This is a genomic window from Arthrobacter sp., assembly GCF_048266065.1.
GTDB lineage: Bacteria > Actinomycetota > Actinomycetes > Actinomycetales > Micrococcaceae > Arthrobacter_H.
The window spans coordinates 179,741-202,265 of sequence record NZ_JBLXAH010000002.1; the positions used below are offsets into that span (position 1 = coordinate 179,741).

Here is a 22,525-nt window from a genome sequence, read left to right on the forward strand (position 1 = left end):
GCGTTGAACGGCTACAGGTGCTTGTGGAGGCGGCGTGCCGCCTCGGACACCGAGCCCGACAGCGAGGGGTACACCGTGAAGGTCTGGGCCATGTCATCCACGTGCAGGCGGTTCTGCACGGCCAGGGCGATCGGATAGATCAGCTCGGAGGCGCGCGGTGCGACCACGACCCCGCCGATGACCGTGCCGGAGCCGCTGCGCGCGATGATCTTCACGAAGCCTTCCTTGACGTTCATCATCTTGGCGCGGGCATTCGTGGCCAGATCGAGCTTGATGATGTCACCCTGGTATTTGCCCTCCTTGACCTGTGCTTCGGTCACGCCGACGGTGGCAATCTCGGGGCTGGTGAAGATGTTCGAGGAGACCTCGTGGGTCTTCAACGGCCGCACGCCGTCTCCCATGAGGTGGGCGATGGCGATGCGGCCCTGCATGGCCGCGACGGAGGCCAGGGCGAAGACGCCGGTGCAGTCCCCTGCGGCGTAGACGTTGGGGGCCGTGGTACGGGAGACCCCATCGACCTTGACGTGGCCGGAATCGGACAGTTCGATGCCGGCCTCTTCCAGACCGATGCCCGCGGTGTTCGGGATGCCGCCGACGGCCACCAGGCAGTGGCTGCCGTCCAGGGTCCGCCCGTCGGACAGGGTGACCCGTACGCCGTCCGCGGTCCTGTCCACGGATTCGGCCCTCGACTTGGCCACGACTTCCAGGCCGTTGGACTCGAACGCGTCCTCCAGCACTGCGGCGGCGTCCGCGTCCTCTCCCGGGAGGACCCGGTCACGCGAGGACACCAGCGTCACCCGGGTCCCCAGCATGTTGTAGGCCGAGGCGAACTCGGCACCGGTGACACCGGAACCGATGACGATGAGGTGTTCGGGGATCTCCTGGAGGTTGTAGACCTGGGTCCAGGAGAAGATGCGCTCCCCATCGGGCTTCGCGGTGGGCAGCTCGCGGGCATGGGCGCCCATGGCGAGGAGGATGGCGTCGGCTTCGAGGGTTTCCTTGCTGCCGTCGTTGCCGGTCACCGCGATGTGGCGGTTGTCCAGCAAACGCCCCTCGCCCAGGACCACGCGGACTCCGGCACGCTCGAGGCCAACGCGGATGTCGGAGGACTGTTCGCGGGCCAGTTCCATCAGGCGGGCATTGACGACGCTGAGGTCTGCGCTGGCATCCGCCTTGCCCTCTACGGTCACGCCGAAGGATTGGGCGCCGCTGACCCGGCGCATGGCGTCGGCCGTGGCAATCAAGGTCTTGGACGGGACGACATCGGTCAGCACGGCCGATCCACCCATGCCCTGCCGCTCGACGATGGTCACGTCGGCACCGAGCTGTGCAGCCACGATGGCGGCCTCATAGCCGCCCGGTCCGCCGCCGAGGATGATCAACCGCTGGGACGTTTTGCTCTGTTCTACGCTCACGTCAGACCATTCTCCACTACCTGCCCGTAACTTGCACGCCGGGGCAGGTACCGGGCCCGGGCCAACCGACGGTAGGTTAGTGCCGTGAACGAAATCAACGTAGATCCCTTCCAATTGGCCGACGACGCGGCGGCGGCGCTGGCCGAGCAGACCGGTGTCGCCTCCCACGACATCGCCCTGGTCCTGGGCTCCGGCTGGGGCGAGGCAGCCGAGCTGATCGGCGAGACCACCCACACCCTGGATGCGGCTTCCCTGCCGGGATTCCACTCCCCCGCAGTCGTCGGGCACACCGGCACCATCCGCTCCGTCCTCACCCCCACGGGCCAGCGGGTACTGGTACTCGGCGCCCGGACCCACTACTACGAGGGCAAGGGCGTGCGCGCCGTCGTCCACGGCGTACGCACCGCCGCCGCCGCCGGCTGCACCACGATGGTGCTGACCAATGGATGTGGTGGCTTGAACCCCGATTGGGCGCCGGGCACCCCGGTGCTGATCAGCGACCACCTCAACCTCACCGCCACCTCCCCGTTGGAGGGTGCAACGTTCGTGGACCTGACCGACCTCTACTCCCCCCGGCTGCGCGCGATCGCCCGCGAGGTGGACCCGGCCCTCGACGAGGGCGTGTACGCCCAATTCACCGGCCCGCACTACGAGACCCCCGCCGAGGTCAGGTACGCCCGGACCATCGGTGCGGACCTGGTGGGCATGTCGACCGCCCTGGAGGCCATCGCCGCCCGCCACACCGGCATGGAGGTCTTCGGCGTCTCCCTGGTGACCAACCTCGCCGCCGGCATCAGCGATACCCCGCTGAGCCATGCCGAGGTCATCGAGGCCGGACAAGCGGCCGGGCCACGCATCTCGAAGTTGTTGGCGGACATCGTCGGGCGGATCTGATCCGGTTCGTCCCCACCCACCAGCCACCGCACCACCCCAGGAGCATGATGACCGCCCCCCACCCCCCAGAGGACTTGTCAGCCCGGGCCGAAGCCTGGGCCGCCGCCGACCCGGACCCGGCCACCGCCGCCGAACTGCTGGACCTGCTCCAGAGGGCACACGCTGACGACGACGCACGCGCTGAGCTGGCCGACCGCTTCTCCGGAACGCTCTCCTTCGGCACCGCCGGGCTGCGGGCGGCCCTGGGCGCCGGGCCGAACCGGATGAACCGGGTCGTGGTGCGCCATACGGCCGCCGGTGTGGCCCGGTACCTGCTCGATGCCGCGGCCGGGACCTATCAGCCGCGGGCCGTCGTCGGGTTCGACGCCCGCCACAATTCGGATGTCTTCGCCGAGGAGACGGCAGCCATCTTCACCGCCGCCGGGATCGAGACGTTCCTGATGCCCACGCAGTTGCCCACCCCGGTGCTGGCCTGGGCCGTACGCGCCCTGGACTGCGAAGCGGGGGTCATGGTGACCGCCAGCCACAACCCGCCGCAGGACAACGGCTACAAGGTCTACCTGGGTGGACGCGCCGTCTCCGATTTCGGCCAAGGCGCGCAGATCGTCGCTCCGATGGATGCAGGAATCGCCGAACGCATCGCCGCCTCCGGACCGCTGGAGGACATCGAACTGGCCGCAGGAGGGTGGACCGTGCTGCCGGCCGCCGGTGAACCTGGAGATGTGCAGGCCCGCTACCTGGAGGCCATCACCGCACTGGTCCCGGCCGATGCGTCCGGGATGGGGCGTCGTGCCGACCTGCGGATCGTGCTGACGCCGATGCACGGTGTCGGCGGGGACACGATGTCCCGCGCGCTGGCCAGCACCGGGTTCACCCAGGTCCGCCTCGTCGCCGAACAGGCCGAACCCGACCCCGACTTCCCCACCGTTGCCTTCCCCAATCCCGAGGAACCCGGTGCCATCGACCTGGCCCTGGACCTCGCGCGGACCACGGACGCCGACCTGGTCATCGCCAACGACCCGGACGCCGACCGTTGTGCCGCCGCCGTCGACGACCCGGCCGCCGGATGGCGGATGCTCACCGGTGACGAGGTCGGGGCCCTGCTGGGCGTCCACGTCGCCGCCCGGCTGGCCGCCGGCGACCGGGGCACCGGCAACGAGGGCACCGAGGCATCGGCGCCGCCGGTCTTCGCGAACTCCATCGTCTCCTCCCGTCTGCTGGCCCGCATCGCCGCAGCCGCGGGGATCACGCATGAGAGCACATTGACCGGCTTCAAGTGGATCGCCCGGGTCCCTGGGTTGTCCTTCGGCTACGAGGAGGCCCTGGGCTACTGCGTGGCCCCGGACCTGGTACGCGACAAGGACGGCATGTCGGCGGCCCTGCTGCTGGCCGGGTTCGCCGCCGACCTGAAGGCCTCGGGGCGCACGTTGCTCGACGAACTCGATCGGCTGGCCCTGGCCCATGGCCTGCATGCCACCGACCAGCTGTCGGTCCGTGTTGCCTCCCTGGACGAGTTGGCAACACTGATGACCCGCCTGCGGTCCCAGGCACCGGCGTCGTTCGCCGGGTCGCCCATCGACGTCGCCGACGACCTGGCGTCCGGCAGCGCCCAGCTCCCGCCGACCGACGCCCTGCTGTTCACCACCACCGACGCCAGCCGGGTGATCGTGCGGCCCAGCGGCACCGAACCGAAGCTCAAGTGCTACCTGGAGGTCATCGAGCCGGTGGCCTCCGCCGACGACCTGCCCGCGGCACGGGACCGCGCCCGTGACCGGTTGGCCCGGGTCCGGGCCGACACCGCCACCGCACTCGGCCTCTGAACCACCCGACCCACACCTGAGAGGGAACCATGACCCAGCCCACGGCAGCCACCATCGCCTCCTACATCGACCACACGCTGCTCAAGCCCGACGCCTCCCGTGAGGACATCCTCGCGGTCGCCGCCGAGGCGGCGAAGTACCACTTCAAATCCGTCTGCGTGAACCCGCTCTGGGTCGCAACCGTCGCCGAGGCCCTGCAGGATTCGGGGGTGTTGACCTGCTCGGTGATCGGCTTCCCCTTCGGGGCGACCACCACCGCGGCGAAGTCGTTCGAGGCGGCCGGTGCCATCGCGGACGGGGCCAGCGAGATCGACATGGTCATCGACATCGCGGCGGCCCGTCGCGGTGATCGTGACGCCCTGGTCGCCGACATCGGAGGTGTTGCGGGCACGGTCCACGAGGGCGGCGCCATCCTCAAGGTGATCATCGAGACCTCGCTGCTGGACCAGGACGCCAAGGTCCTCGCCTGCGAGGCGGCCGTCGAGGCAGGAGCCGATTTCGTGAAGACCTCCACCGGTTTCGCCGGCGGCGGGGCAACGGTGGAGGACATCGAGCTGATGCGCCGCACGGTCGGCCCGGAGATGGGGGTCAAGGCCTCCGGCGGGGTCCGTTCCCTGGCCGATGCCCAGTCGATGATCGCGGCCGGGGCCACCCGGCTCGGGGCCAGCTCGGGAGTTGCTATTGTAGAGGGTGAGCAGGGCACCGCCGGCTACTAGCGCGAGCGCGCACCACCGCCAGCCGGCGCAGGACAACAAGGAGAATCGCAGTGTACTCAGACGGCAAGAGCAAGGCCTATTCTGGCCAGGGCAACTTCGCGGGAAACTTCCTGGCCTTCGCGGTGTTCTTCATCCTGTTCCTGGGCGCCCTGTACGCGCTGAGCTTCTGGACGCTGGAGAACGCCTGGCTGCCGGGCATCGCCTGCTTCGTGCTGGCGCTGCTTGCCTTCGGCATCCCGCAGACCATCCTCGGCCACTCCAACTCGCACCAGTCCGAGCGCATCCCGGCCGCAGAGGTCGTCAAGAAGTAGCAGCACCGCACCGCCACCACGGGCGCCCACCGGCCATGCCGGCGGGCGCCCGTCGTCGTCTGCGGTCCCGTCGGCAGCCGCGCGGATGCGGTCGACGACGCCCTGCGCTGCGTGCCGGGGTCGAACGCGTTAGTGTGGGATCCGGGTTCCGAACCGGATCCCACGCTTGAGCAGAGGAGGAATGCAATGCGCATCTTTACATTTCTGGCCGGAGCAGCTGTGGGATACGTCCTGGGCGCCCGCGCGGGCCGCGAAAAGTACGACCAGCTCCGCGACAAGGCCCAGGACCTATGGCAGGACCCCCGCACCCAGGAAAAGGTGCACAACGTCGAAGCCGCCATCAAGGACAAGGCCCCCGACGTCGGTTCGGCGGCCGCCTCGGCCGCCGGCACCGTGGCCGGGAAGGTGAAGGACACCGCAGCCAACGCCATGCACCGCGCCAAGGACCATGACTCCGGCACGGCTTCCGGTACCCCGTCCCACGCCGCGGACCACGTCTCCGACCCGGCACTCGGATCGGCGGCACGCCCCGAGGACGGCGGCGACGACGGCACCGAATGGGCCGCCGAGGGCGGCGCCACGCCGACCGGCCCGGCCACCGGCCACTCGTAGGCCCCACCGGCCCGCATCACGGCGGGGGACGGCGCACAGCCGGTCCCCGCCGTTTTGCGTGTCCCGCCACGCAGGGCCTGAACCGTGTCCGGTCCCCGGCCGGAAGGCCTCAGCCCTCGAACAGCGCCTCCAGCACGCCGGAGGCCCAGGCGAGGATCTCGGCATCAGCCAGGTCCCGACCCCCGATCGGCGCCGTCTTGGGCTTGGGGATCAGCACGGCGTCCAGCGCCTGTTTGTTCTGTGCACCCTTGTACATCCGGTTCATCCGCAGCAGCTTCGATTCGGGCAGCTGCGCCGGTGCGAACTTGATGAAGTTGCCCTGCATCGCCACATCGCTCAGCCCGGCCGCACGGGCCCTGACCCGGAACCGGGCAACCTCCACCAGGTTGGCCACCGGTGCCGGCGGTTCGCCGTAGCGGTCGATGAGTTCGGCGACCACCGCGTCGATGCCCTCCGGGTCGGTGGCGGCGGCGAGCTTGCGGTAGGCCTCCAGCCTTAACCGCTCCCCCGGCACGTAATCGTGTGGCAGGTGGGCATTGACCGGGAGCTCGATCTTCATGTCGGCGACCTTTTCCTCGGTCTCTCCCTTGAAGTTCGCGACTGCCTCTCCCACGAGGCGGATGTACAGGTCGAATCCGACGCCGGCGATGTGTCCGGACTGCTCGCCACCGAGCAGGTTGCCCGCGCCACGGATCTCCAGGTCCTTCATGGCCAGCTGGAATCCCGAACCCAGTTCGTTGTGCGCGGCCACTGCCTTCAAGCGTTCCAACGCCACCTCCCCGAGCGGCTTCTCGGCATTCCAGAGGAAGTAGGCATAGGCCCGGTCGCGGCCGCGGCCCACGCGTCCGCGCAGCTGGTGCAGCTGGCTCAGCCCGTAATTGTTCGCCCGGTCCACGATCAGCGTGTTGGCGTTGGAGATGTCCAGGCCGGTTTCGATGATCGTGGTGGAGACCAGCACGTCGAACTTCTTGTCCCAGAAGTCCACGATGATCTGTTCGAGCCGGGATTCGCTCATCTTCCCGTGTGCGACCTCCACCCGTGCCTCCGGGACGAGTTCACGCAGTTTCGCGGCCACCGAGTCGATCGAGGACACCCGGTTGTGCACGAAGAAGACCTGGCCTTCGCGCATCAGCTCGCGCCGGATCGCCGCCGACACCTGCTTGTCGGTATGGGGCCCGACATAGGTCAGCACCGGGTGGCGTTCCTCCGGCGGGGTCGCCAGCGTGGACGTTTCACGGATGCCGGTCAGCGACATCTCCAGGGTGCGCGGGATCGGGGTGGCCGACATGGCCAGCACGTCGACGTTGGTGCGCATCTGCTTCAGCGCCTCCTTGTGCTCGACGCCGAAGCGCTGCTCCTCGTCGACGATCACCAGGCCCAGGTCCTTGAACTCCACCTCCTTGGACAACAGCCGGTGCGTGCCCACGACCACGTCGATGGATCCGTTCTTGAGCCCCTCGACGGCGTCCTTGGCCTCCTTGGCGGTCTGGAAGCGCGAGAGCGAGGCGACGCGGACGGGGAAGCCGGAGAACCTGTCGGAGAAGGTCTCCACGTGTTGGCGGGCCAGCAGGGTGGTGGGCACCAGCACGGCCACCTGCTTGCCGTCCTGCACTGCCTTGAACGCGGCACGGACGGCGATCTCGGTCTTGCCGAAGCCGACGTCGCCGGAGATCAAACGGTCCATGGGGATTTCCCGCTCCATGTCGGCCTTGACCTCGTTGATGGTGGTCAGCTGGTCCGGGGTCTCCACGAACGGGAAGGCCTCCTCCAGCTCGGACTGCCACGGGGTGTCCTTCGCGAACGAGTGCCCGCGCGAGGCCATCCGTGCCGAGTAGAGGCGGATGAGGTCAGCGGCGATCTCCTTGACCGCACGCCGGGCCTTGGACTTGGTGTTCGACCAGTCGCTGCCGCCCATCTTGGACAGCGATGGCGTCTCACCGCCGACGTAGCGGGTGACCTGATCCAGCTGGTCGGTGGGGACGAAGAGCCGGTCCCCCGGCGCCCCGCGCTTGGAGGGCGCATATTCGAGGACCAGGTATTCGCGCATGGCCCCCGAGGTGCCGCCGACCTTGCGCTGGATCAACTCCACGAACCGGGCGATACCGTGCTGTTCATGGACGACGAAGTCGCCTTCGCTCAGCTGCAGCGGATCCACCGCGTTGCGGCGTCGGGCGGCGAGCTTGCGGCTGGATTTGGCAGAGTAGGCGCTGGAGCGGCCCAGCAGGTCGGCCTCGGTGAGCAACCCGAGTTTCAGGGAGTCGAACACGAATCCGCGCCCCGCCACCGCCGTCGTGATCTCGATCAGCCCGGCGGTCGGCTCCCCGTCGACGGACTCGACGCGGTGGCACGGGATGCCCGCGTCGTGGAAGAGCTCGGCCAGACGCTGGGCCGGGCCGGGGCCGTCGGTCGCCACGACCACGCGCCAGTCATCGCGGACGCGGGAGCCGATGAAGTCCATCATCTCGGCCACCTCGCCCTGGTAGCCGCGGGGTTCGCGGGCCGCGACGTTGAGCGAATCGATGTCCAGTTCCACCTCGCCGTCGCGGGCCAGCGAGGTGATGGACCACCAGCTGACCCGTGAAGCCAGGGCGGTGGCGCGCGTGTCAGCCAGCGTGGAGAAGTTCCCGGCGTCCAGTGCGGTGCCGGGGTCCTCGGCCTGCATCAGGTCCACCGGTGCCGCGCCGCCGTCGGAGGCGGTGGACCAGGCGGCCGCGAGGAATTCGGCGTTCGTCTCGGCGAGGTCGTGGGCCCTGGCCCGCACCCGCTCGGGTTCCATCACGACGGCAATGGAATCGGCCGGCAGCTCCCCGAGGAAGGGGACCATGGCGTCGACCAGCAGCGGGGCCAGGGATTCCATCCCCTCGACGGCGATGCCCCCGGCGATCTTCTCCAGCATGTCGGCAGCCGCCGGCATCGAGGCCTTGAGCCTGGCCGCACGGGACATGACGGCCGGGGTGATCAGCAGTTCCCGGCACGGAGGGGCATAGAGCACCGCGGGGTCGGCGATCCCGCCTTCTGCCTTGTCGGCCTTGGAGAACGAGCGCTGGTCCGCCACGGAGAACCAGCGCATCGACTCGACCTCGTCGCCGAAGAAGTCGATGCGGATCGGGTGGTCCTCGATGGGCGGGAAGACATCGAGGATGCCGCCACGCACGGCGAACTCGCCGCGGTGGGTGACCATGTCCACGCGGGCGTAGGCCGCATCCGCGAGCTCCTGTACGACGTCGTCGAACGGCTTCTCCTCCCCCGTGGCCAGCCGCACGGGAGACAACTCCCCCAGCCCCTTCACCAGCGGCTGCACGACGGCGCGGATCGGGGCGACGACGACCTTCAACGGTTCCGGGTGCTGTCCGGGGTGCGCGAGCCGGCGCAGCACGTTCAGCCGGCGGCCCACCGTGTCCGAGCGCGGGGAAAGCCGTTCGTGCGGGAGGGTCTCCCAGCTGGGGAACTCCTCGACCGCCCCGTCGGGCAGGTAGGCGCGCAACGCCCCGACCAGTTCCTCGGCTTCGCGGCCGGTCGCGGTGACGGCCAGGACGATCCCGTCGCCGGCCGCCAGCCCGTCGACGACCTCGGTGACGAGGGCCGCCCGCAGACCGGCGGGAGCCGCCACTTCCAGGTCCTGGCTCCGTGCGCCGAAGTCCTTCGACGCGTAGCTGCGCACACGCGCGTAGGACGGATCGGCGGCCAATGCCGCGCGAAGGCCAGTGAGGGCCATGGGATTCCTTCCGGGAAACAGCACAAAAGCCCGGCGTCCACAAGGAGGCCGGGGTGGATCCCAGCCTACCGCGATTCGCTGCACCACCCCGTAGCATGGAGACCGATACCACCACCCCGATGTCCGAGGAGACCCTGTGGCCCTGAACGCCTCCACCACGTTGCCCCACCCCGTCGAAGCCGTCGTCGACGTGCTGACCCGCCGAGACTTCGTCGAGCATGTCAGCCAGCGCGCCGGTGCCACGCTGACCGAGTTCACGGTCTCCGGGCCGGTCAGCGGTGCCTTCACCACCACCACGGCTCGCTCGCTGCCGACCGACCGCTTCCCCGACATGGTCAAGAAGTTCGTCGGCCAGACGCTGAACGTCACCCAGCACGAGACCTGGTCGGCCCCGGCCGCCGACGGCAGCCGCACCGTTGACGTTTCAGTTGACGTCGCCGGAGCCCCCGTGAAGGTGAAAGCAGTGCAGAAGCTGGTGGCCGCGTCCGGATCCACGACGATCGAGCTTACCGGCGATGTCTCCTCCTCCATCCCGTTCCTGGGAGGGAAGATCGCGGCAACTGCCGAGCCGTATCTGGCCAAGGCCCTGAACCTCCAGGCCTCCGAGGCCAAGAAGTGGCTCGACCAGCCGGCCTAGGGTACGGCGCGCTGCGCACCGGGGTGCCGCTGGCGGCCCTGCTGCCGCTGCGCCAGCGCATCGTCTATGTGATGATCCCCGCGGGCCTCTATCTGGCCGCGGTGTTGTTCATCGTGTTCTGGCCGGTCCCCGTCGACCGGCCGGTCCAGGGCAACCTGGACCAGGTCCTGTCATGGCTGCACGGCCATGGGGTGCCCGGGTGGTTCGACTACGGTCTGGTCGAATGGCTGGCCAACGTGGTCATGTTCGTCCCGTGGGGCGCTTTCGGGGCCGTCGTGTCGGCACCGCGCCGGTGGTGGCTGGTCGCCGTCGCCGGGATGCTGGCCAGTTCGGTCATCGAGACGGCACAGCTTCTCCTGGTGGACGCCCGCTTTGCCTCCCCCGCCGACGTCGCAGCCAACACGCTCGGCGCGGTCCTGGGTGTGCTGTTCTGCGCAGTGACCTTTCCGGCGGTCGTTGCCTCCGCTCGACGGCATTATGGATCCAGCGTGCCACCGCTGTCGTCATGATTTGTGTCCGGCACCACGCCGCACGGTAGGCTCGAAGACGGTGAGCCGGGAAGTCTGGTCGGCAATGACAAAGTTGTGCCCACTCGAAATCGAGGTTGTCCGATGACCACACCCGAACCCACCCCACCGCGCGGCACCATCCTGGGCCGCGGCAGCTATGGCGAATCATTGCGCATCGGCGAGATCCTGCGCAAGGAAACCATCGGTGGACTCATCCTCATCGTCGCGGCCGCCGCGGCGATCATCTGGGCGAACAGCCCCTGGGGCAGCGGATACTTCGCACTGCGTGACTTCCACCTGGCGATCCCCCTGCCCGGTCTTGACCTGGACCTGAGCGTCGGGCATTGGGCTTCGGACGGATTGCTGGCCGTGTTCTTCTTCCTCACCGGGCTGGAGCTGAAGAAGGAATTCGTCATCGGCGACCTGAAGGACTTCAGCCGCGCGATCGTCCCGGTCACCGCGGCCTTCGGTGGCGTCGTGGTCCCTGCGCTGATCTATGTCGCGCTGAACATCGGCACGGGCGGATCGACCCTGCACGGCTGGGCAATCCCCACGGCGACCGACATCGCCTTTGCCGTGGCGGTCCTCGCGGTCATCGGTTCGAGCCTGCCGGCTCCGCTGCGGTTGTTCCTGCTGACGTTGGCAGTGGTCGATGACCTCATCGCGATCGTCATCATCGCCTTCGTCTACACCGATGACCTGAAGCCGGTGTTCCTGGGGCTGTTCCTCATACCGCTGCTGGTCTTCTTCTTCGTGGCCCAGCGGTTCCAGAAACTCTTCGCGACCCGCAGCTGGGCTGCCTGGGTGATCCTGCTGCCGTTGGGACTCGTCTCCTGGACGCTGCTGCATGAATCAGGGGTCCACGCGACCATCGCCGGGGTCCTGCTGGGATTTGCCGTCCCGGTGCTCCGTCGCGACAAGGCAGAGGGAACCGGCCTCTCCGAACGCATGGAGCACCGCTTCCGCCCCCTGTCCTCGGGAATCTGCGTGCCGCTCTTCGCCTTCTTCTCCGCCGGCGTCGCCCTCGGCGGAGCCGCAGGCATCGGGAAGGCGCTGCAGGATCCAGTGGTCTGGGGCATCGTCATCGGGCTGGTCCTGGGCAAGCCGATCGGCATCATGGGGTCGACGTGGCTGCTGACGCGGACCCGCCACGCCAATCTCGACCCTTCGGTGCGCTGGGGAGATCTCCTGGGCATGACCCTGGTGGCCGGCATCGGCTTCACCGTGTCATTGCTGGTCTCCGAGCTCAGCTTCGGGCTGGAATCACCGCACTACGAGCACGCCAAGGTCGCCATCCTCACCGGGTCGCTGCTGGCAGCGGTCCTCGGCGCCATCTGGCTGGCCCCGCGCAACAAGTACTACCGGCAACTCGCCGAGCAGGAGCGCCGGGACGACGACGGGGACGGGATCCCCGACGTCTACCAACCGGATTAGGACCTAGCCTTGGCCGGCTGCCGTGTCGGCGGCGGCCAGGGCCTGTTCGGCGGCCACCCAGGCGAGCATCGCGCATTTGACGCGGGCGGGGAACCGGGAGACACCGGCGAAGGCCGCCGCATCGCCCAGGACCTCCTCGTCGGCCTCCACGGCACCGCGGGAGCGCATGACAGTGCGGAATTGTTCGGCCAGGCCCAGCAGTTCCCCGCGGTTCTCCCCGGTGGCGAGATCGACCAGCACGGAGGCGGAGGCCATCGAGATCGAGCAACCGTCCCCTTCCCAGCTGATCCTGGTGATGGACTCCCCTGCTGTCTCGACCCGCAACCGGATCTGGTCCCCGCAGACGGGGTTGTGCTGGTGGGTTTCGCCCCAGGCATGCCCCGGTTCGGGGTCGATGAGTCCTTCGCCGTTACGGCGTTTGGAGTGGTCCAGGATGATCTGCTGGTAGAGCTGTTCGAGGTCGCTCATGCGCCCACCCCGAAGAACCCGCGCACATCGGCGACGGCACCCAGGAAGGCGTCGACGTCGTCGTCGGTGTTGTAGAGGTAGGTGCTGGCGCGCGTGCTGGCTGTCACGCCCAGGGCCCGGTGCAGCGGTTGGGCGCAGTGGTGTCCGACGCGTACCGCAACCCCGCGGCTGTCCAGGAACTGGCCGACGTCGTGCGGGTGGACACCGGGGATGTCAATGGTGGCGGTGCCGATCTGGGCCGCCCCGGCCGGGCCGAGTTGGCGCACACCGGGAATCGAGGCAAGGCCGGCGGCCAGACGCCGGCCCAGGTGTTCCTCCCAGGCGGCGATGCGATCCATGCCGACCTCGTCGAGGTAGTCGATGGCGGCAGCCAGGGCGACGGCCTGGGAGATGCGCTGCGTGCCGGCTTCAAAGCGGGTGGGCGCCTCGAGGAATTCCGCGCGTTCCATCGTCACGGTGGTGATCATGGAACCACCGGTGAGGAACGGTGGCATCGCGTCGAGCAGTTCCCGCCGTCCATAGAGGGCGCCGATCCCGGTGGGGCCGAGCATCTTGTGGCCGGAGAAGGCCATGAAATCCACGTCCAGGGCCTTCACGTCCACGGGCAGGTGCGGGACCGACTGGCAGCCGTCCAGCACCGTGAGTGCGCCGACGCCACGGGCCAGCTCAACCAGTGCTGCGACGTCGACCACGGTGCCCAGCACGTTGGAGACATGGGTGAAGGCGACGATGCGGGTCCGTGGGCCGACAAGTTCGGCCGCACGGTCCATGCGCAGGGCGCCGTCACCGTCGACCGGGATGTACTTCAGGCTCGCGCCGGTGCGGAAGGCCAGTTCCTGCCAGGGGATGAGATTGGCATGGTGTTCGAGTTCGGTCACGAGGATCTCGTCGCCTGGTCCCAACGCGAAGCGGCGGGCGGCTTCCCCGCCCCGGCCGGCGCTGGCGTTGGAGAACGAGTAGGTCAGCAGGTTCAGTGCCTCGGTGGCGTTGGAGGTCCACACGACTTCGTCGGCTCCGGCGCCGATGAAGCGTGCTGCCTTCTCGCGGGCTTCCTCGTAGATGTCAGTTGCCTCGACAGCCAGTGTGTGCGCGCCACGGTGGACTGCCGCATTGAAGTTCTCGTAGAAATGCTGCTCGGTATCCAACACGGACTGCGGTTTCTGCGACGTGGCCCCCGAGTCGAGGTAGACCAGGGGCATGGCGTTGACGGTGCGCTCCAGCAGGGTGAAGTCTGCGCGCAGGCGGCGCACTTCCGTGTCATCCAACGGGGTAGAGGTCGGATCTGCTTCAGCCGCCCCGCGGGGGCCGGTCATGGTATCCACGTACGTCGAGTCCTTGCATCGGGAATGGTCGTCGGGACACTCGCCCCGTGGATTCCGCAACGAATCCATGACCTAATCATGGCACGCCCGCCGGGGGTGTTTCATGTGAGTCACGCCTAACCGGCGTCTGAAACCGGGCATGAAAAAAGGGACCGGTAGCGGGATGGGGGTGGCCCAGTCTCAGAGGCCGCCCGCTACCGGCCCCGCATAAGGGAGCCGAAAGGCATGGAACGATAATATGTGAAATTCTTGTCAAATAAAAATCGTCGGTGCCGTGCCGTGGATTACGCCCCGTGGAACTTCAGCTGCGCTGCCTGCAGACCCTCGCGGATCAGCAGTTCCGCGGCATCAGCGGCGTCGTCGAGGAGGAACGGCAGATCCTTGCGTTCGGCCGTTCCGAAATCACGCAGCACGAAATCCGCGGTATCCATCCGGCCCGGAGGACGCCCGACACCTACCCTGACACGGTGGTAGTCCTTGGTCGAGAGGGCCTTGGAGATGTCCCGCAGCCCGTTGTGTCCGCCCTCTCCCCCGCCGAGCTTCAGCTTGATGGTGTTGAACGGAATATCGATTTCGTCATGAATCGCAACAATGTGCAGCGGGTCGACGTCGAAGAAGCGCGCCAGTCCGGCGACCGGTCCGCCCGAAACGTTCATGTAGGTCATCGGCTTGGCCAGGACGAGCCGCGGGCCGCCGATCCCCAGACGCGCTTCGAGGATCTGGGCATTGGCCTTGTGTGATTTGAACGATCCTCCCACGCGTTGTGCGAGTTCGTCGAGGACCATCTGGCCCACATTGTGTCGGTTATGGGCGTAGCCGGACCCGGGGTTCCCGAGTCCGGCTACGAGCCAGGTGTTGCTTGCCATCAGGGCAGGAGGTTTCCCTACTCTGCGGAGGTGGCTTCGGCGGGCTTTTCGCCCTCGGCGGTTGCGGTCTCGGCGGAGTCCTCGTCGCTGCCCAGGTCCTGGACCTTCGGCTCGTCGACGGTGGCGATGACGGTGTCGGCCTCGATGAGCAGGGCGGTGCCCTTCGGCAGGACGAGGTCGGAGGCCAGCACGTGGTTTCCGACTTCGCGGCCGTCGACGTTCACGGTGACCTGCTCGGGCAGGTTGGTGGCGTCGGCTTCCACGGAAACCGTGTAGTGGTCCACCTCCAGGACGGCGCCGGGGGCGACTTCACCCTCGATGTGCACTGACACGTCAACGGTGACCTTCTCGCCCTTCTTCACGGTCAGCAGGTCGATGTGGTCGACGGTCTGGCGCAGGGCGTGGCGCTGGATGTCCTTGACCAGGGCGAGGTGGGTTTCGCCTTCGATGTCGATGGTCAGCAGGGCGTTGGACACGCGGACTGCCAGCGTGGTCTCCTGGGCCGGAAGCAGGATGTGCATCGGCTCGGCACCGTGGCCGTAGATGACCGCGGGGATCTTGAATTCGCGGCGGGCGGTGCGGGCTGCGCCCTTGCCGAAGTCCGTGCGGACCTCTGCGGGCAGGGTGACCTTGTCGTGCGTCATGGGTATCTCCTGGGTGGTGTGGCTGTTGCGGTCTGCCCGGACAGATCGAGGTCCGGACACCGTACGAAGCCGATCCCGCAGGATGGACGCCGTGGCGTTGGGCCTTGTCGATCACGGAACCTGCGGACTGGCGTCCGGCAGTTCCCTCGCCTGGGCACTGCGCCCTAGTTTAGCAGCCCGCTGACCCGCTGCCGTCCAGGGACGGGGCGGCCCCCGCCCCGTGCGTGGGGACGGAGGCCGCAATCCGTCGTCATGCTGTTTTTCCTAGGCGTTGCCGTCGAAGAGGCTCGTGACGGAGCCATCCTCGAAGACCTCCTTGATCGCGCGGGCGATCAACGGGGCGATCGACAGGACGGTGAGCTGCTTGAAGCGCTTGGCGTTCGGGATCGGCAGCGTGTCGGTCACGACGACTTCGCGGGCACCGGACTCGGAGAGACGCTGTGCCGCGGGGTCCGAGAACACCGCGTGGGTGGCGGCGATGATGACATCCTTCGCGCCGGCGTCCATCAGCACGCGCACGGCGCCGGAGATGGTGCCGCCGGTGTCGATCATGTCGTCGATGAGGACGCAGGTACGTCCCTTGATCTGGCCGACAACGGTCTTGGAGATGGCCTGGTTCGGGACGGTGAGGTCACGCGACTTGTGCACGAACGCCAACGGGGCACCACCGAGGCGCTCGGCCCACTGCTCGGCAACCCGGACCCGTCCGGTGTCCGGGGAGACGACGGTGACGTTGTCGGCCTCGACGCGGGTGCGGATGTAGTCGGCCAGCAGCGGGATGGCGAACAGGTGGTCGACGGGCCCGTCGAAGAAGCCCTGGATCTGTGCGGTGTGCAGGTCAACGCTCATCACTCGGTCGGCACCGGCGGTCTTGTACAGGTCCGCGACCAGCCGGGCGGAGATGGGTTCGCGGCCACGACCCTTCTTGTCCTGGCGGGCGTACGGGTAGAACGGCGAGACCACAGTGATGCGGCGCGCGGAGGCCCGCTTCATCGAATCGATCATGATCAGCTGTTCCATCAGCCAGTTGTTCAACGGTGCCGGGTGCGCCTGGATGATGAAGACGTCCTTGCCGCGCACGCTCTCCCCCGAGCGGACGTAGATCTCCCCGTTCGCGAAGTCGTAGGCAGACATGGGCAGCAACTCGGTGTCGAGTGCCGCCGCGATCTCCTCCGCCAGCTCCGGGTGTGCGCGGCCGGATGCCAACACCAGCTTCTTGTCGACGTTGTGGCTCAGTTCGCTCATGTGTTCACTTTCTCACTTGTGAGGGATTCGTGCGGTCTGGTCGGGGTGAGGGGCATTAGGTGGTGCCTGTAGACGTGCGGGCTAGCCGTCGCTGGAGGCCGGGCCCGCGCCGTTCCGCTGTGCCGCGGCGGCCGCCTCGGCGGCAGGGCTGCCGGGCCGCTTGGTCGCGGTCCAGCCTTCCTTGTTGGCCTGGGGCGCCACGGACAGGGCGAGGGCACCTGCGGGGACATCCTTGCGCACGATGGCTCCGGCGGCGGTGTAGGCGCCGTCGCCGACGGTGACCGGGGCGATGAACACCGTGTTGGAGCTGGTACGTACGTGCGAACCGATCGTCGTGCGGTGCTTATTGACGCCGTCGTAGTTGGCGGTGATGTTGCCGCAGCCGATGTTGGTGTATTCGCCGATTTCGGCGTCACCGGCATAGCCGAGGTGGGAGAGCTTGGAACCGCGTCCGACGGTGACGTTCTTCGTCTCGTAGAAGGCTCCGATCTTGCCGGCGTCGCCGAGGCGGGTCTTCGGGCGCAGGTAGGCGAATGGGCCGACGGAGGCACCGGCGCCGATGTCCGAGGAGGTGACATCGCTGCGCTTGACCTCGGCGTTCTGGCCGACGTGGGTGTCGACGAGCGTGGTGTCGGGCCCGATGACGGCCCCCGTGCCGATGGCGGTCGAGCCGTGCAGCTGGGTGCCGGGCTTCAGGGTGACGTCCGGGGACAACGCGACGGAGGCATCGATCCAGGTGGTGTCCGGATCGATGACGGTGACGCCGGACCGCATCCACTTCTCGAGGATGCGGCGGTTCATCTCCTTGCCCAGGGCCGAGAGCTGAACCCTGTCGTTGGCGCCCTCGACCTGCCAGCGGTCGGTGGTGACCACCGCGGCGACACGTCCGCCGCCGTTCCGGGCGATGCCCAGCACGTCGGTCAGGTACATCTCGCCCTGGGCGTTGTCGGTGGTGACGCTGGCCAGCGCATTGCGCAGGACCTCGGCGTCGAAGGCGTAGATTCCGGAGTTGACCTCGTTGATGGCCCGCTGGTCGGCGGTGGCGTCCTTGTGCTCGATGATGCCCTCGACGGTGCCATCGGCGGCGCGGACGATGCGTCCGTAGCCGGTCGGGTCGGAGAGTTCGGCGCTGAGGACGGTGACGGCGTTGCCCTCGGATTCGTGTGCCGTCACGAGTTCGCCGATGAGCTCAGTGGTCAGCAGCGGCACATCGCCGTAGGTCACGACGACGGTGCCTTCCAGGTCGGCGGGGAGCTGCTCGAGCCCGACCTGCACGGCACGTCCGGTGCCGGGAATCTCATCCTGGTCCGCAATGGTGATGCCCGGTTCGATCTCCATCAGGTGTTTGACCACGATGTCGCGTTCAAAGCGGACCACTGCCACGAGTCGCTCGGGGTCCAAACCCTTGGCAGCCCCGATCGCGTGGCCGACCATGGAGCGGCCACCGATCTCGTGGAGGATCTTCGGCTTCGCCGATTTCATCCGGGTTCCGGCCCCTGCTGCGAGGACGATGACGGCGGCCGGTGTGGTGGCTTCCACGCTCAAGTTTTGAACTCCCTGCGGTGTTGGTGGTTCGGTCCCGGCGCATGGCCGGGCCACGCCAGTCTACCGCGTTGGGTTCGGTCAACGACCCACTGGGCTGGACTGATGATGGTGGCGCCACTCAGGACAAGTAGCAAGAGTCCGCTTTCGAGTAGCGGTTACGGCTATCAGTTGCAGAATCGCTGCATACCCTCAGGCACAGGCGCACACTGCGCCTGTCCGAGATCAACTGGGGGAGATCAATGTCGCCGCTCAATGTCCGCTCCACGGATCCGCTGTCTGTCGCGCTGCTGGGTACCCGCGGTGTGCCCGCCCGCTATGGCGGATTCGAGACCGCGATCGAAGAAGTAGGCCGACGTCTGTCCGACCGAGGTCATCAAGTAGTCGTCTACTGCCGACAACCTGACGGCGGCTCGGATCGCCCCTCAGAGTACCTCGGCATGAAGTTGGTACATCTTCCGGCCATGCGGCGCCGCACTTTGGAAACTTTGAGCCATACCGGACTATCCGCCGCTCACCTGCTGGCACACAAGACAGACGCAGCACTTGTATTCAACGCAGCAAACGCACCGTGGCTCCCCCTTCTGCGTGTCGCCCGAATTCCCGTGGCAACACACGTAGACGGCTTGGAATGGCAGAGAGCCAAGTGGGGGCCAGTCGGGAGCCGTTATTACAGAGCCTGTGAGGCCATGGCCGTCCGTTGGTCTGATGCGCTCATCGCTGATGCCGAGGGTATCGCCGACTACTATTCGGAGGAATTTGGTGCACCCACCAGCTTGATTACCTATGGAGCTCCCCTTCTTGAACCGGGTCATTCCCATCGTCTCCCAGAATTGGGGCTGCAAAGTGGGGCCTACCATCTGGTGGTGGCACGATTCGAGCCCGAGAATCACGTGGATGTCATCGTCGATGGCTACTCACGAAGCTCGTCGCGGCTTCCTCTGGTAGTGGTTGGCTCCGCTCCCTACAGCGACGAATACACACGCAAGGTCCGGTCACTGGCCGATGGGCGCGTCCGATTCCTCGGAGGCGTGTGGGACCAGGAACAACTCGACCAGTTGTACGCGAATGCGGCCGTGTACTGGCATGGGCATTCGGTCGGCGGCACCAACCCATCCTTGTTGCGGGCTTTGGGGGCGGGAACCGCCGTCAACGCCTTGGACGTCGGTTTTAACCGTGAGGTCCTACGCGGTGCCGGCGAGTACTTCAAGGAAGCTAACGATATCCCCGCCTTGGTCCAAGCTGCTGAGGACGATCGCCCAGCATTGGCTGCGAGAGCAGCCCAGTCTCGAACTGAAGCCCTGAGATATGACTGGGACATAGTTGCTGATGACTATGAAAAGCTCTGTTATGAGCTCCGAGATCGTGGCCATCGGCGAATTGGCGGCGGTCGGCGAATCTCACGTTCGGCGGAGCCCATCCCCACGCGGTGAGTACTCGCCGCCGAGCAGAGCTCTCCTACAGATATGGTGCCCGGGGCCGGGGGCAAACGACGAAAAGCTCGGCTCCGGCCACAGCTGCCTCGGCACGATTGGCGGACACGTTCGTGTGTCCTGGCTTGATGCAAGCTTTCACCCAGCGCATCCCGGCCTCAACCAGAAAATGACCGTTCGACGAGCAGGGCCTCGACCATTCCCCTCACCTGACGTTTCACTGGCTCCCCCCTGGAACACGACAGTGACGCGTGCCTGCGCGGACCGTGGGAACAATCAAGTCAATGGGAACCGAACCAACGGAATTGCCACTCGGCGGGGTAAGAACCCTTCCGGGCGCCTTGGCCTCCGAATGCGTCCACTGACGGTGGCGCTGTCTCCCTGAAGACTCCCGGCCGGAACGTCCCTGGTGCTTTGCCTCAAGTTCCGACGAGTCCTGCAAGCGGAGCTGCGCTCAACGCTTGGAGTGCCTCTCGAAGTTTTGTCGAAGACGTATGGACTGTGTAGGGGAAGTACTGGACTTGGACGCCAACTTCGGCGAAGCGCCGTTCCAAGTCGAGCCCCTTGGCTGTACCCCGCCAGTCATCGCCTTTGAAAAAGATATCGAAACCGACATCCTTCCAGGTATCGAGGCGGTCCGATGCCGTTTCGGCTACCGCTCTGTCGACACAATCGAGGCTTCCCACGATCTCCAGTCGTTCATGTAGCGGCACCACGGGTTCTACGCCTTTGGTGCTCAGGCACAGCTCATCAGACACGACTCCGGCAATGAGATAGTCGCAACGTTCACGGGCCATCCGCAGGATATTTAGATGACCGACGTGGAACAAGTCGAAGGCACCAGCTGCGTATCCAATTCTCATTCTGAATTGGTCCTTTCGAATAGGAGTGAAGGTTGGATTTAGTGATTGCCGGTGCCGTCAGTAGGCGCCGGTTGGGGCGATCATGACTTTGAACGTGCGCCACATGATCATGAGGTCACCGGTGACAGACCAGTTCTCGACGTAGTAGAGATCCAGCCGAACGCTTTCTTCCCAATCCAGATCCGAGCGGCCATTCACCTGCCATAGTCCAGTAACCCCAGGCTTGATATACAGGCGTCGATGAGTGTGGCCCTCGTAGGCTGCAACTTCTGCCGGTAGCGGCGGCCTGGGTCCCACGACAGACATGTCACCTTTCAGCACGTTGTAGAACTGCGGCAGCTCATCCAAAGAAAACTTGCGCAACCAGGCACCCGACCGGGTGACTCGCGGATCATTTTTCAGCTTGAAAAGCGGACCGGCACCCTCATTGAGGCTGGCCAGGTCATCGAGGTCTTTCTCAGCAGATTCCACCATGGACCGGAACTTGTACATCACGAACGGTTGTCCTCGCCGCCCAGTGCGTTCTTGCTTGAAGAAGACCCCTCCCTTGCTGTCTCGCGCGACAATGAGGCTGATAACGAGAAACAGAGGTGCCAAAACCACCAATGCGGTAAAGGACAGGACTATGTCCATGGCTCGCTTGATGACATGACGAATTCCAGTGAAAGTGGGCAACTCGACGTGCATCAACGGCAGTCCCTCGACTGGGCGCATGCTGATTCTCGGCCCGGCTACATTGGTCAACGAGGAAACCAAGATCACCTCAGTCCGCGTTCGCTCGAGTCTCCATCCCAGATCCTGGATTGCACGTCGTCCCCCCAGAAGTGCGCCAGCTACAACCACGGCGTCCGCGCCCAAGCGGCTGGCTTCACGTTCAATCGTGGTCCCCCCTCGAATCATGGGCAGCCTAGGATCAACGGCTTTGATGAGGTTTTCAGCGTCGGCGTCGGGCTCTCCATCGAGGACCACACCGACCACTCTGTAAGCCGCGCCCGTCTTCTTGGAGAGTTGGCGGACCACATACGGCGCATCTTTCGCCTGGCCATATACAAGTACGTCGCTGAGAGCACGCCCCAGCGCACGCTGACCCTGCAGCCATCGACGCCAGCCCCAGCGCCCCACCAGCAAAGCCAAGAGACCCGTGGGCATGGCCAAAACGACGAAACTCCGCATGCCGGTATTGGTACCGAGAACTGCTACGAGTGCGATGAATCCTGTGAGCGCACACGTGGCATCCACGACCGCCTTGTATTCAAAAGCCCCAATTGCGATTCGCCCCGCGGAGCGACTCTGGAAGAGGTGCAGGAAGATTAGCCAGCAGATTGCGATGCCGATCGGCATCAACACGTCCCGAACAGTAGCTACTTCCGGCGCGGGGGCCGAGCCATTGGCACGCGAAAGGTAACTCCCGACAGGGCCGGCTTGCTGAATTCCGCTCACGGCAACCAATCCGGGAATGGCCACCGCGACAAGAACCAGCACGGCATCAGTGACTAGTAACTTGCGCCGGTACAACTTACGCCAATGGACAGCTGACGGCTTTTCTGGAGCCCTGAAGCGGGTTCGCCTCAACGCCCCCAGGCCTTCAACGGCTGAGTTCGTCAGGTGCTCACTGATTTGCGACATTGCTACTCCCGGAGTCGAGCAAAGTCGTGGTTTCCAGCCCCGAAGCCGGAGCGCAGGATGCATACGCGTCCATTGGATTCCCCCCAACAATTCCAAGCATTTCGCCAGCCTCGATAAGGCCGGCGGGCCCCCGTTTGGGGCTCGCTGCGGTTGAGCCTAAATTGCAGTGGGAGGACGGGCACGAGTGAATAGATACTCGAGTTGGAGAGCCGGCATCGCTTCCGTTCCTCTTGCGTACTCGCTACCTACGCAGACCCGAGGGCATCACCGAAGTTTGGTCTCGTCCCGCGAAGCTGGGGTCCCGGTACGGGCTCTGCGCAAACATGAAAAAGCCCCGCGCTTTACCGTAGTTCCGGGCAAGCGCGGGGCCATCTTCAAAGGAGTCGGCGGCCGCTGGGGGGCTGGGCCCCGGAGGACCCACTAACCGCCGACTCCGATCGAGAGAGCGCCGGT

19 protein-coding genes are annotated in these 22,525 nt (G+C 66.4%); 9 read left to right on the top strand and 10 right to left on the bottom strand.

What is annotated here, in order from left to right:
• Positions 1 to 11 precede the first annotated feature (11 nt).
• Positions 12 to 1,415, bottom strand: coding sequence for an NAD(P)H-quinone dehydrogenase (locus tag ACN0TP_RS03920; protein WP_417216904.1), 1,404 nt, complete (start codon positions 1,413 to 1,415; stop codon positions 12 to 14).
• Between the two features lie 93 nt (positions 1,416 to 1,508).
• Between ACN0TP_RS03920 and ACN0TP_RS03925 the strand changes: the two genes are divergently transcribed.
• The 5 genes from ACN0TP_RS03925 (at position 1,509) to ACN0TP_RS03945 (ending at position 5,768) form a co-directional block, all read left to right on the top strand.
• Entirely contained in the window at positions 1,509 to 2,309 is an 801-nt protein-coding gene (locus ACN0TP_RS03925) for a purine-nucleoside phosphorylase (protein WP_417217482.1), read from the top strand.
• Between the two features lie 44 nt (positions 2,310 to 2,353).
• Positions 2,354 to 4,129, top strand: a complete 1,776-nt coding sequence (locus ACN0TP_RS03930) for a phospho-sugar mutase (RefSeq protein WP_417216907.1) — start codon at positions 2,354 to 2,356, stop codon at positions 4,127 to 4,129.
• A gap of 29 nt (positions 4,130 to 4,158) precedes the next feature.
• Positions 4,159 to 4,845 carry a deoxyribose-phosphate aldolase gene (deoC, locus tag ACN0TP_RS03935; RefSeq protein ID WP_417216910.1) on the top strand — a complete coding sequence of 229 codons (687 nt, stop codon included), beginning with the start codon at positions 4,159 to 4,161 and terminating at the stop codon, positions 4,843 to 4,845.
• A gap of 50 nt (positions 4,846 to 4,895) precedes the next feature.
• Positions 4,896 to 5,156, top strand: coding sequence for a hypothetical protein (locus tag ACN0TP_RS03940; protein WP_417216913.1), 261 nt, complete (start codon positions 4,896 to 4,898; stop codon positions 5,154 to 5,156).
• A gap of 186 nt (positions 5,157 to 5,342) precedes the next feature.
• A complete protein-coding gene (locus ACN0TP_RS03945; RefSeq protein WP_417216915.1) occupies positions 5,343 to 5,768 on the top strand; it encodes a hypothetical protein in 426 nt (141 codons plus the stop codon).
• 109 nt (positions 5,769 to 5,877) lie between these two features.
• Here ACN0TP_RS03945 and mfd read toward each other — a convergent pair whose 3' ends face one another.
• On the bottom strand, positions 5,878 to 9,483 hold the full coding sequence (gene mfd, locus ACN0TP_RS03950) for a transcription-repair coupling factor (protein WP_417216918.1): 3,606 nt from the start codon (positions 9,481 to 9,483) through the stop codon (positions 5,878 to 5,880).
• 136 nt (positions 9,484 to 9,619) lie between these two features.
• Here mfd and ACN0TP_RS03955 point away from each other — a divergent pair, with 136 nt between their 5' ends.
• The 3 genes from ACN0TP_RS03955 (at position 9,620) to nhaA (ending at position 12,063) form a co-directional block, all read left to right on the top strand.
• Positions 9,620 to 10,120: a DUF2505 domain-containing protein gene (locus tag ACN0TP_RS03955; protein WP_417216919.1), complete on the top strand. Its 501-nt coding sequence runs from the start codon at positions 9,620 to 9,622 to the stop codon at positions 10,118 to 10,120.
• Positions 10,099 to 10,629: a VanZ family protein gene (locus tag ACN0TP_RS03960; protein WP_417216921.1), complete on the top strand. Its 531-nt coding sequence runs from the start codon at positions 10,099 to 10,101 to the stop codon at positions 10,627 to 10,629. Before ACN0TP_RS03955 ends, ACN0TP_RS03960 begins: the two co-directional genes overlap by 22 nt.
• Before the next feature lie 102 nt (positions 10,630 to 10,731).
• On the top strand, positions 10,732 to 12,063 hold the full coding sequence (gene nhaA, locus ACN0TP_RS03965) for a Na+/H+ antiporter NhaA (protein ID WP_417216922.1): 1,332 nt from the start codon (positions 10,732 to 10,734) through the stop codon (positions 12,061 to 12,063).
• Positions 12,064 to 12,066: 3 nt separating this feature from the next.
• Here the strand turns inward: nhaA and sufU are convergent, their stop codons facing one another.
• The 6 genes from sufU to glmU form a co-directional block, all read right to left on the bottom strand.
• A complete protein-coding gene (sufU, locus tag ACN0TP_RS03970) occupies positions 12,067 to 12,531 on the bottom strand; it encodes a Fe-S cluster assembly sulfur transfer protein SufU (RefSeq protein ID WP_417216925.1) in 465 nt (154 codons plus the stop codon).
• Complete coding sequence (locus tag ACN0TP_RS03975; RefSeq protein ID WP_417217484.1) at positions 12,528 to 13,844, bottom strand: aminotransferase class V-fold PLP-dependent enzyme; 1,317 nt, start codon at positions 13,842 to 13,844, stop codon at positions 12,528 to 12,530. Before ACN0TP_RS03975 ends, sufU begins: the two co-directional genes overlap by 4 nt.
• A gap of 293 nt (positions 13,845 to 14,137) precedes the next feature.
• Positions 14,138 to 14,719: an aminoacyl-tRNA hydrolase gene (gene pth, locus ACN0TP_RS03980; RefSeq protein ID WP_417216928.1), complete on the bottom strand. Its 582-nt coding sequence runs from the start codon at positions 14,717 to 14,719 to the stop codon at positions 14,138 to 14,140.
• A 17-nt stretch (positions 14,720 to 14,736) separates the two neighbouring features.
• Positions 14,737 to 15,363, bottom strand: a complete 627-nt coding sequence (locus ACN0TP_RS03985; RefSeq protein ID WP_417216931.1) for a 50S ribosomal protein L25/general stress protein Ctc — start codon at positions 15,361 to 15,363, stop codon at positions 14,737 to 14,739.
• A gap of 264 nt (positions 15,364 to 15,627) precedes the next feature.
• On the bottom strand, positions 15,628 to 16,608 hold the full coding sequence (locus tag ACN0TP_RS03990) for a ribose-phosphate diphosphokinase (protein WP_417216934.1): 981 nt from the start codon (positions 16,606 to 16,608) through the stop codon (positions 15,628 to 15,630).
• Between the two features lie 81 nt (positions 16,609 to 16,689).
• Positions 16,690 to 18,153 carry a bifunctional UDP-N-acetylglucosamine diphosphorylase/glucosamine-1-phosphate N-acetyltransferase GlmU gene (glmU, locus tag ACN0TP_RS03995; protein WP_417216937.1) on the bottom strand — a complete coding sequence of 488 codons (1,464 nt, stop codon included), beginning with the start codon at positions 18,151 to 18,153 and terminating at the stop codon, positions 16,690 to 16,692.
• A gap of 239 nt (positions 18,154 to 18,392) precedes the next feature.
• Between glmU and ACN0TP_RS04000 the strand changes: the two genes are divergently transcribed.
• A complete protein-coding gene (locus ACN0TP_RS04000; RefSeq protein ID WP_417216940.1) occupies positions 18,393 to 19,583 on the top strand; it encodes a DUF1972 domain-containing protein in 1,191 nt (396 codons plus the stop codon).
• A gap of 419 nt (positions 19,584 to 20,002) precedes the next feature.
• Here ACN0TP_RS04000 and ACN0TP_RS04005 read toward each other — a convergent pair whose 3' ends face one another.
• Together ACN0TP_RS04005 and ACN0TP_RS04010 are read right to left on the bottom strand one after the other, a co-directional pair.
• Entirely contained in the window at positions 20,003 to 20,446 is a 444-nt protein-coding gene (locus ACN0TP_RS04005) for an adenylyltransferase/cytidyltransferase family protein (RefSeq protein ID WP_417216943.1), read from the bottom strand.
• Between the two features lie 57 nt (positions 20,447 to 20,503).
• Positions 20,504 to 22,072 (bottom strand): sugar transferase, encoded by a 1,569-nt coding sequence (locus ACN0TP_RS04010; RefSeq protein WP_417216945.1) that lies wholly within the window; start codon positions 22,070 to 22,072, stop codon positions 20,504 to 20,506.
• Positions 22,073 to 22,525: the final 453 nt, after the last annotated feature.

What these genes read in the sequence shown, in the direction of transcription:
- ACN0TP_RS03930 (WP_417216907.1), top strand. Translation starts at nt 2,354, where the DNA reads ATGATGACCGCCCCCCACCCCCCAGAGGACTTGTCAGCCCGGGCCGAA.
- deoC (WP_417216910.1), top strand. Translation starts at nt 4,159, where the DNA reads ATGACCCAGCCCACGGCAGCCACCATCGCCTCCTACATCGACCACACG.
- ACN0TP_RS03945 (WP_417216915.1), top strand. Translation starts at nt 5,343, where the DNA reads ATGCGCATCTTTACATTTCTGGCCGGAGCAGCTGTGGGATACGTCCTG.
- mfd (WP_417216918.1), bottom strand. Translation starts at nt 9,483, where the DNA reads ATGGCCCTCACTGGCCTTCGCGCGGCATTGGCCGCCGATCCGTCCTAC.
- nhaA (WP_417216922.1), top strand. Translation starts at nt 10,732, where the DNA reads ATGACCACACCCGAACCCACCCCACCGCGCGGCACCATCCTGGGCCGC.
- sufU (WP_417216925.1), bottom strand. Translation starts at nt 12,531, where the DNA reads ATGAGCGACCTCGAACAGCTCTACCAGCAGATCATCCTGGACCACTCC.
- ACN0TP_RS03975 (WP_417217484.1), bottom strand. Translation starts at nt 13,844, where the DNA reads ATGACCGGCCCCCGCGGGGCGGCTGAAGCAGATCCGACCTCTACCCCG.
- pth (WP_417216928.1), bottom strand. Translation starts at nt 14,719, where the DNA reads ATGGCAAGCAACACCTGGCTCGTAGCCGGACTCGGGAACCCCGGGTCC.
- ACN0TP_RS03985 (WP_417216931.1), bottom strand. Translation starts at nt 15,363, where the DNA reads ATGACGCACGACAAGGTCACCCTGCCCGCAGAGGTCCGCACGGACTTC.
- ACN0TP_RS03990 (WP_417216934.1), bottom strand. Translation starts at nt 16,608, where the DNA reads ATGAGCGAACTGAGCCACAACGTCGACAAGAAGCTGGTGTTGGCATCC.
- ACN0TP_RS04000 (WP_417216940.1), top strand. Translation starts at nt 18,393, where the DNA reads ATGTCGCCGCTCAATGTCCGCTCCACGGATCCGCTGTCTGTCGCGCTG.
- ACN0TP_RS04005 (WP_417216943.1), bottom strand. Translation starts at nt 20,446, where the DNA reads ATGAGAATTGGATACGCAGCTGGTGCCTTCGACTTGTTCCACGTCGGT.
- ACN0TP_RS04010 (WP_417216945.1), bottom strand. Translation starts at nt 22,072, where the DNA reads ATGTCGCAAATCAGTGAGCACCTGACGAACTCAGCCGTTGAAGGCCTG.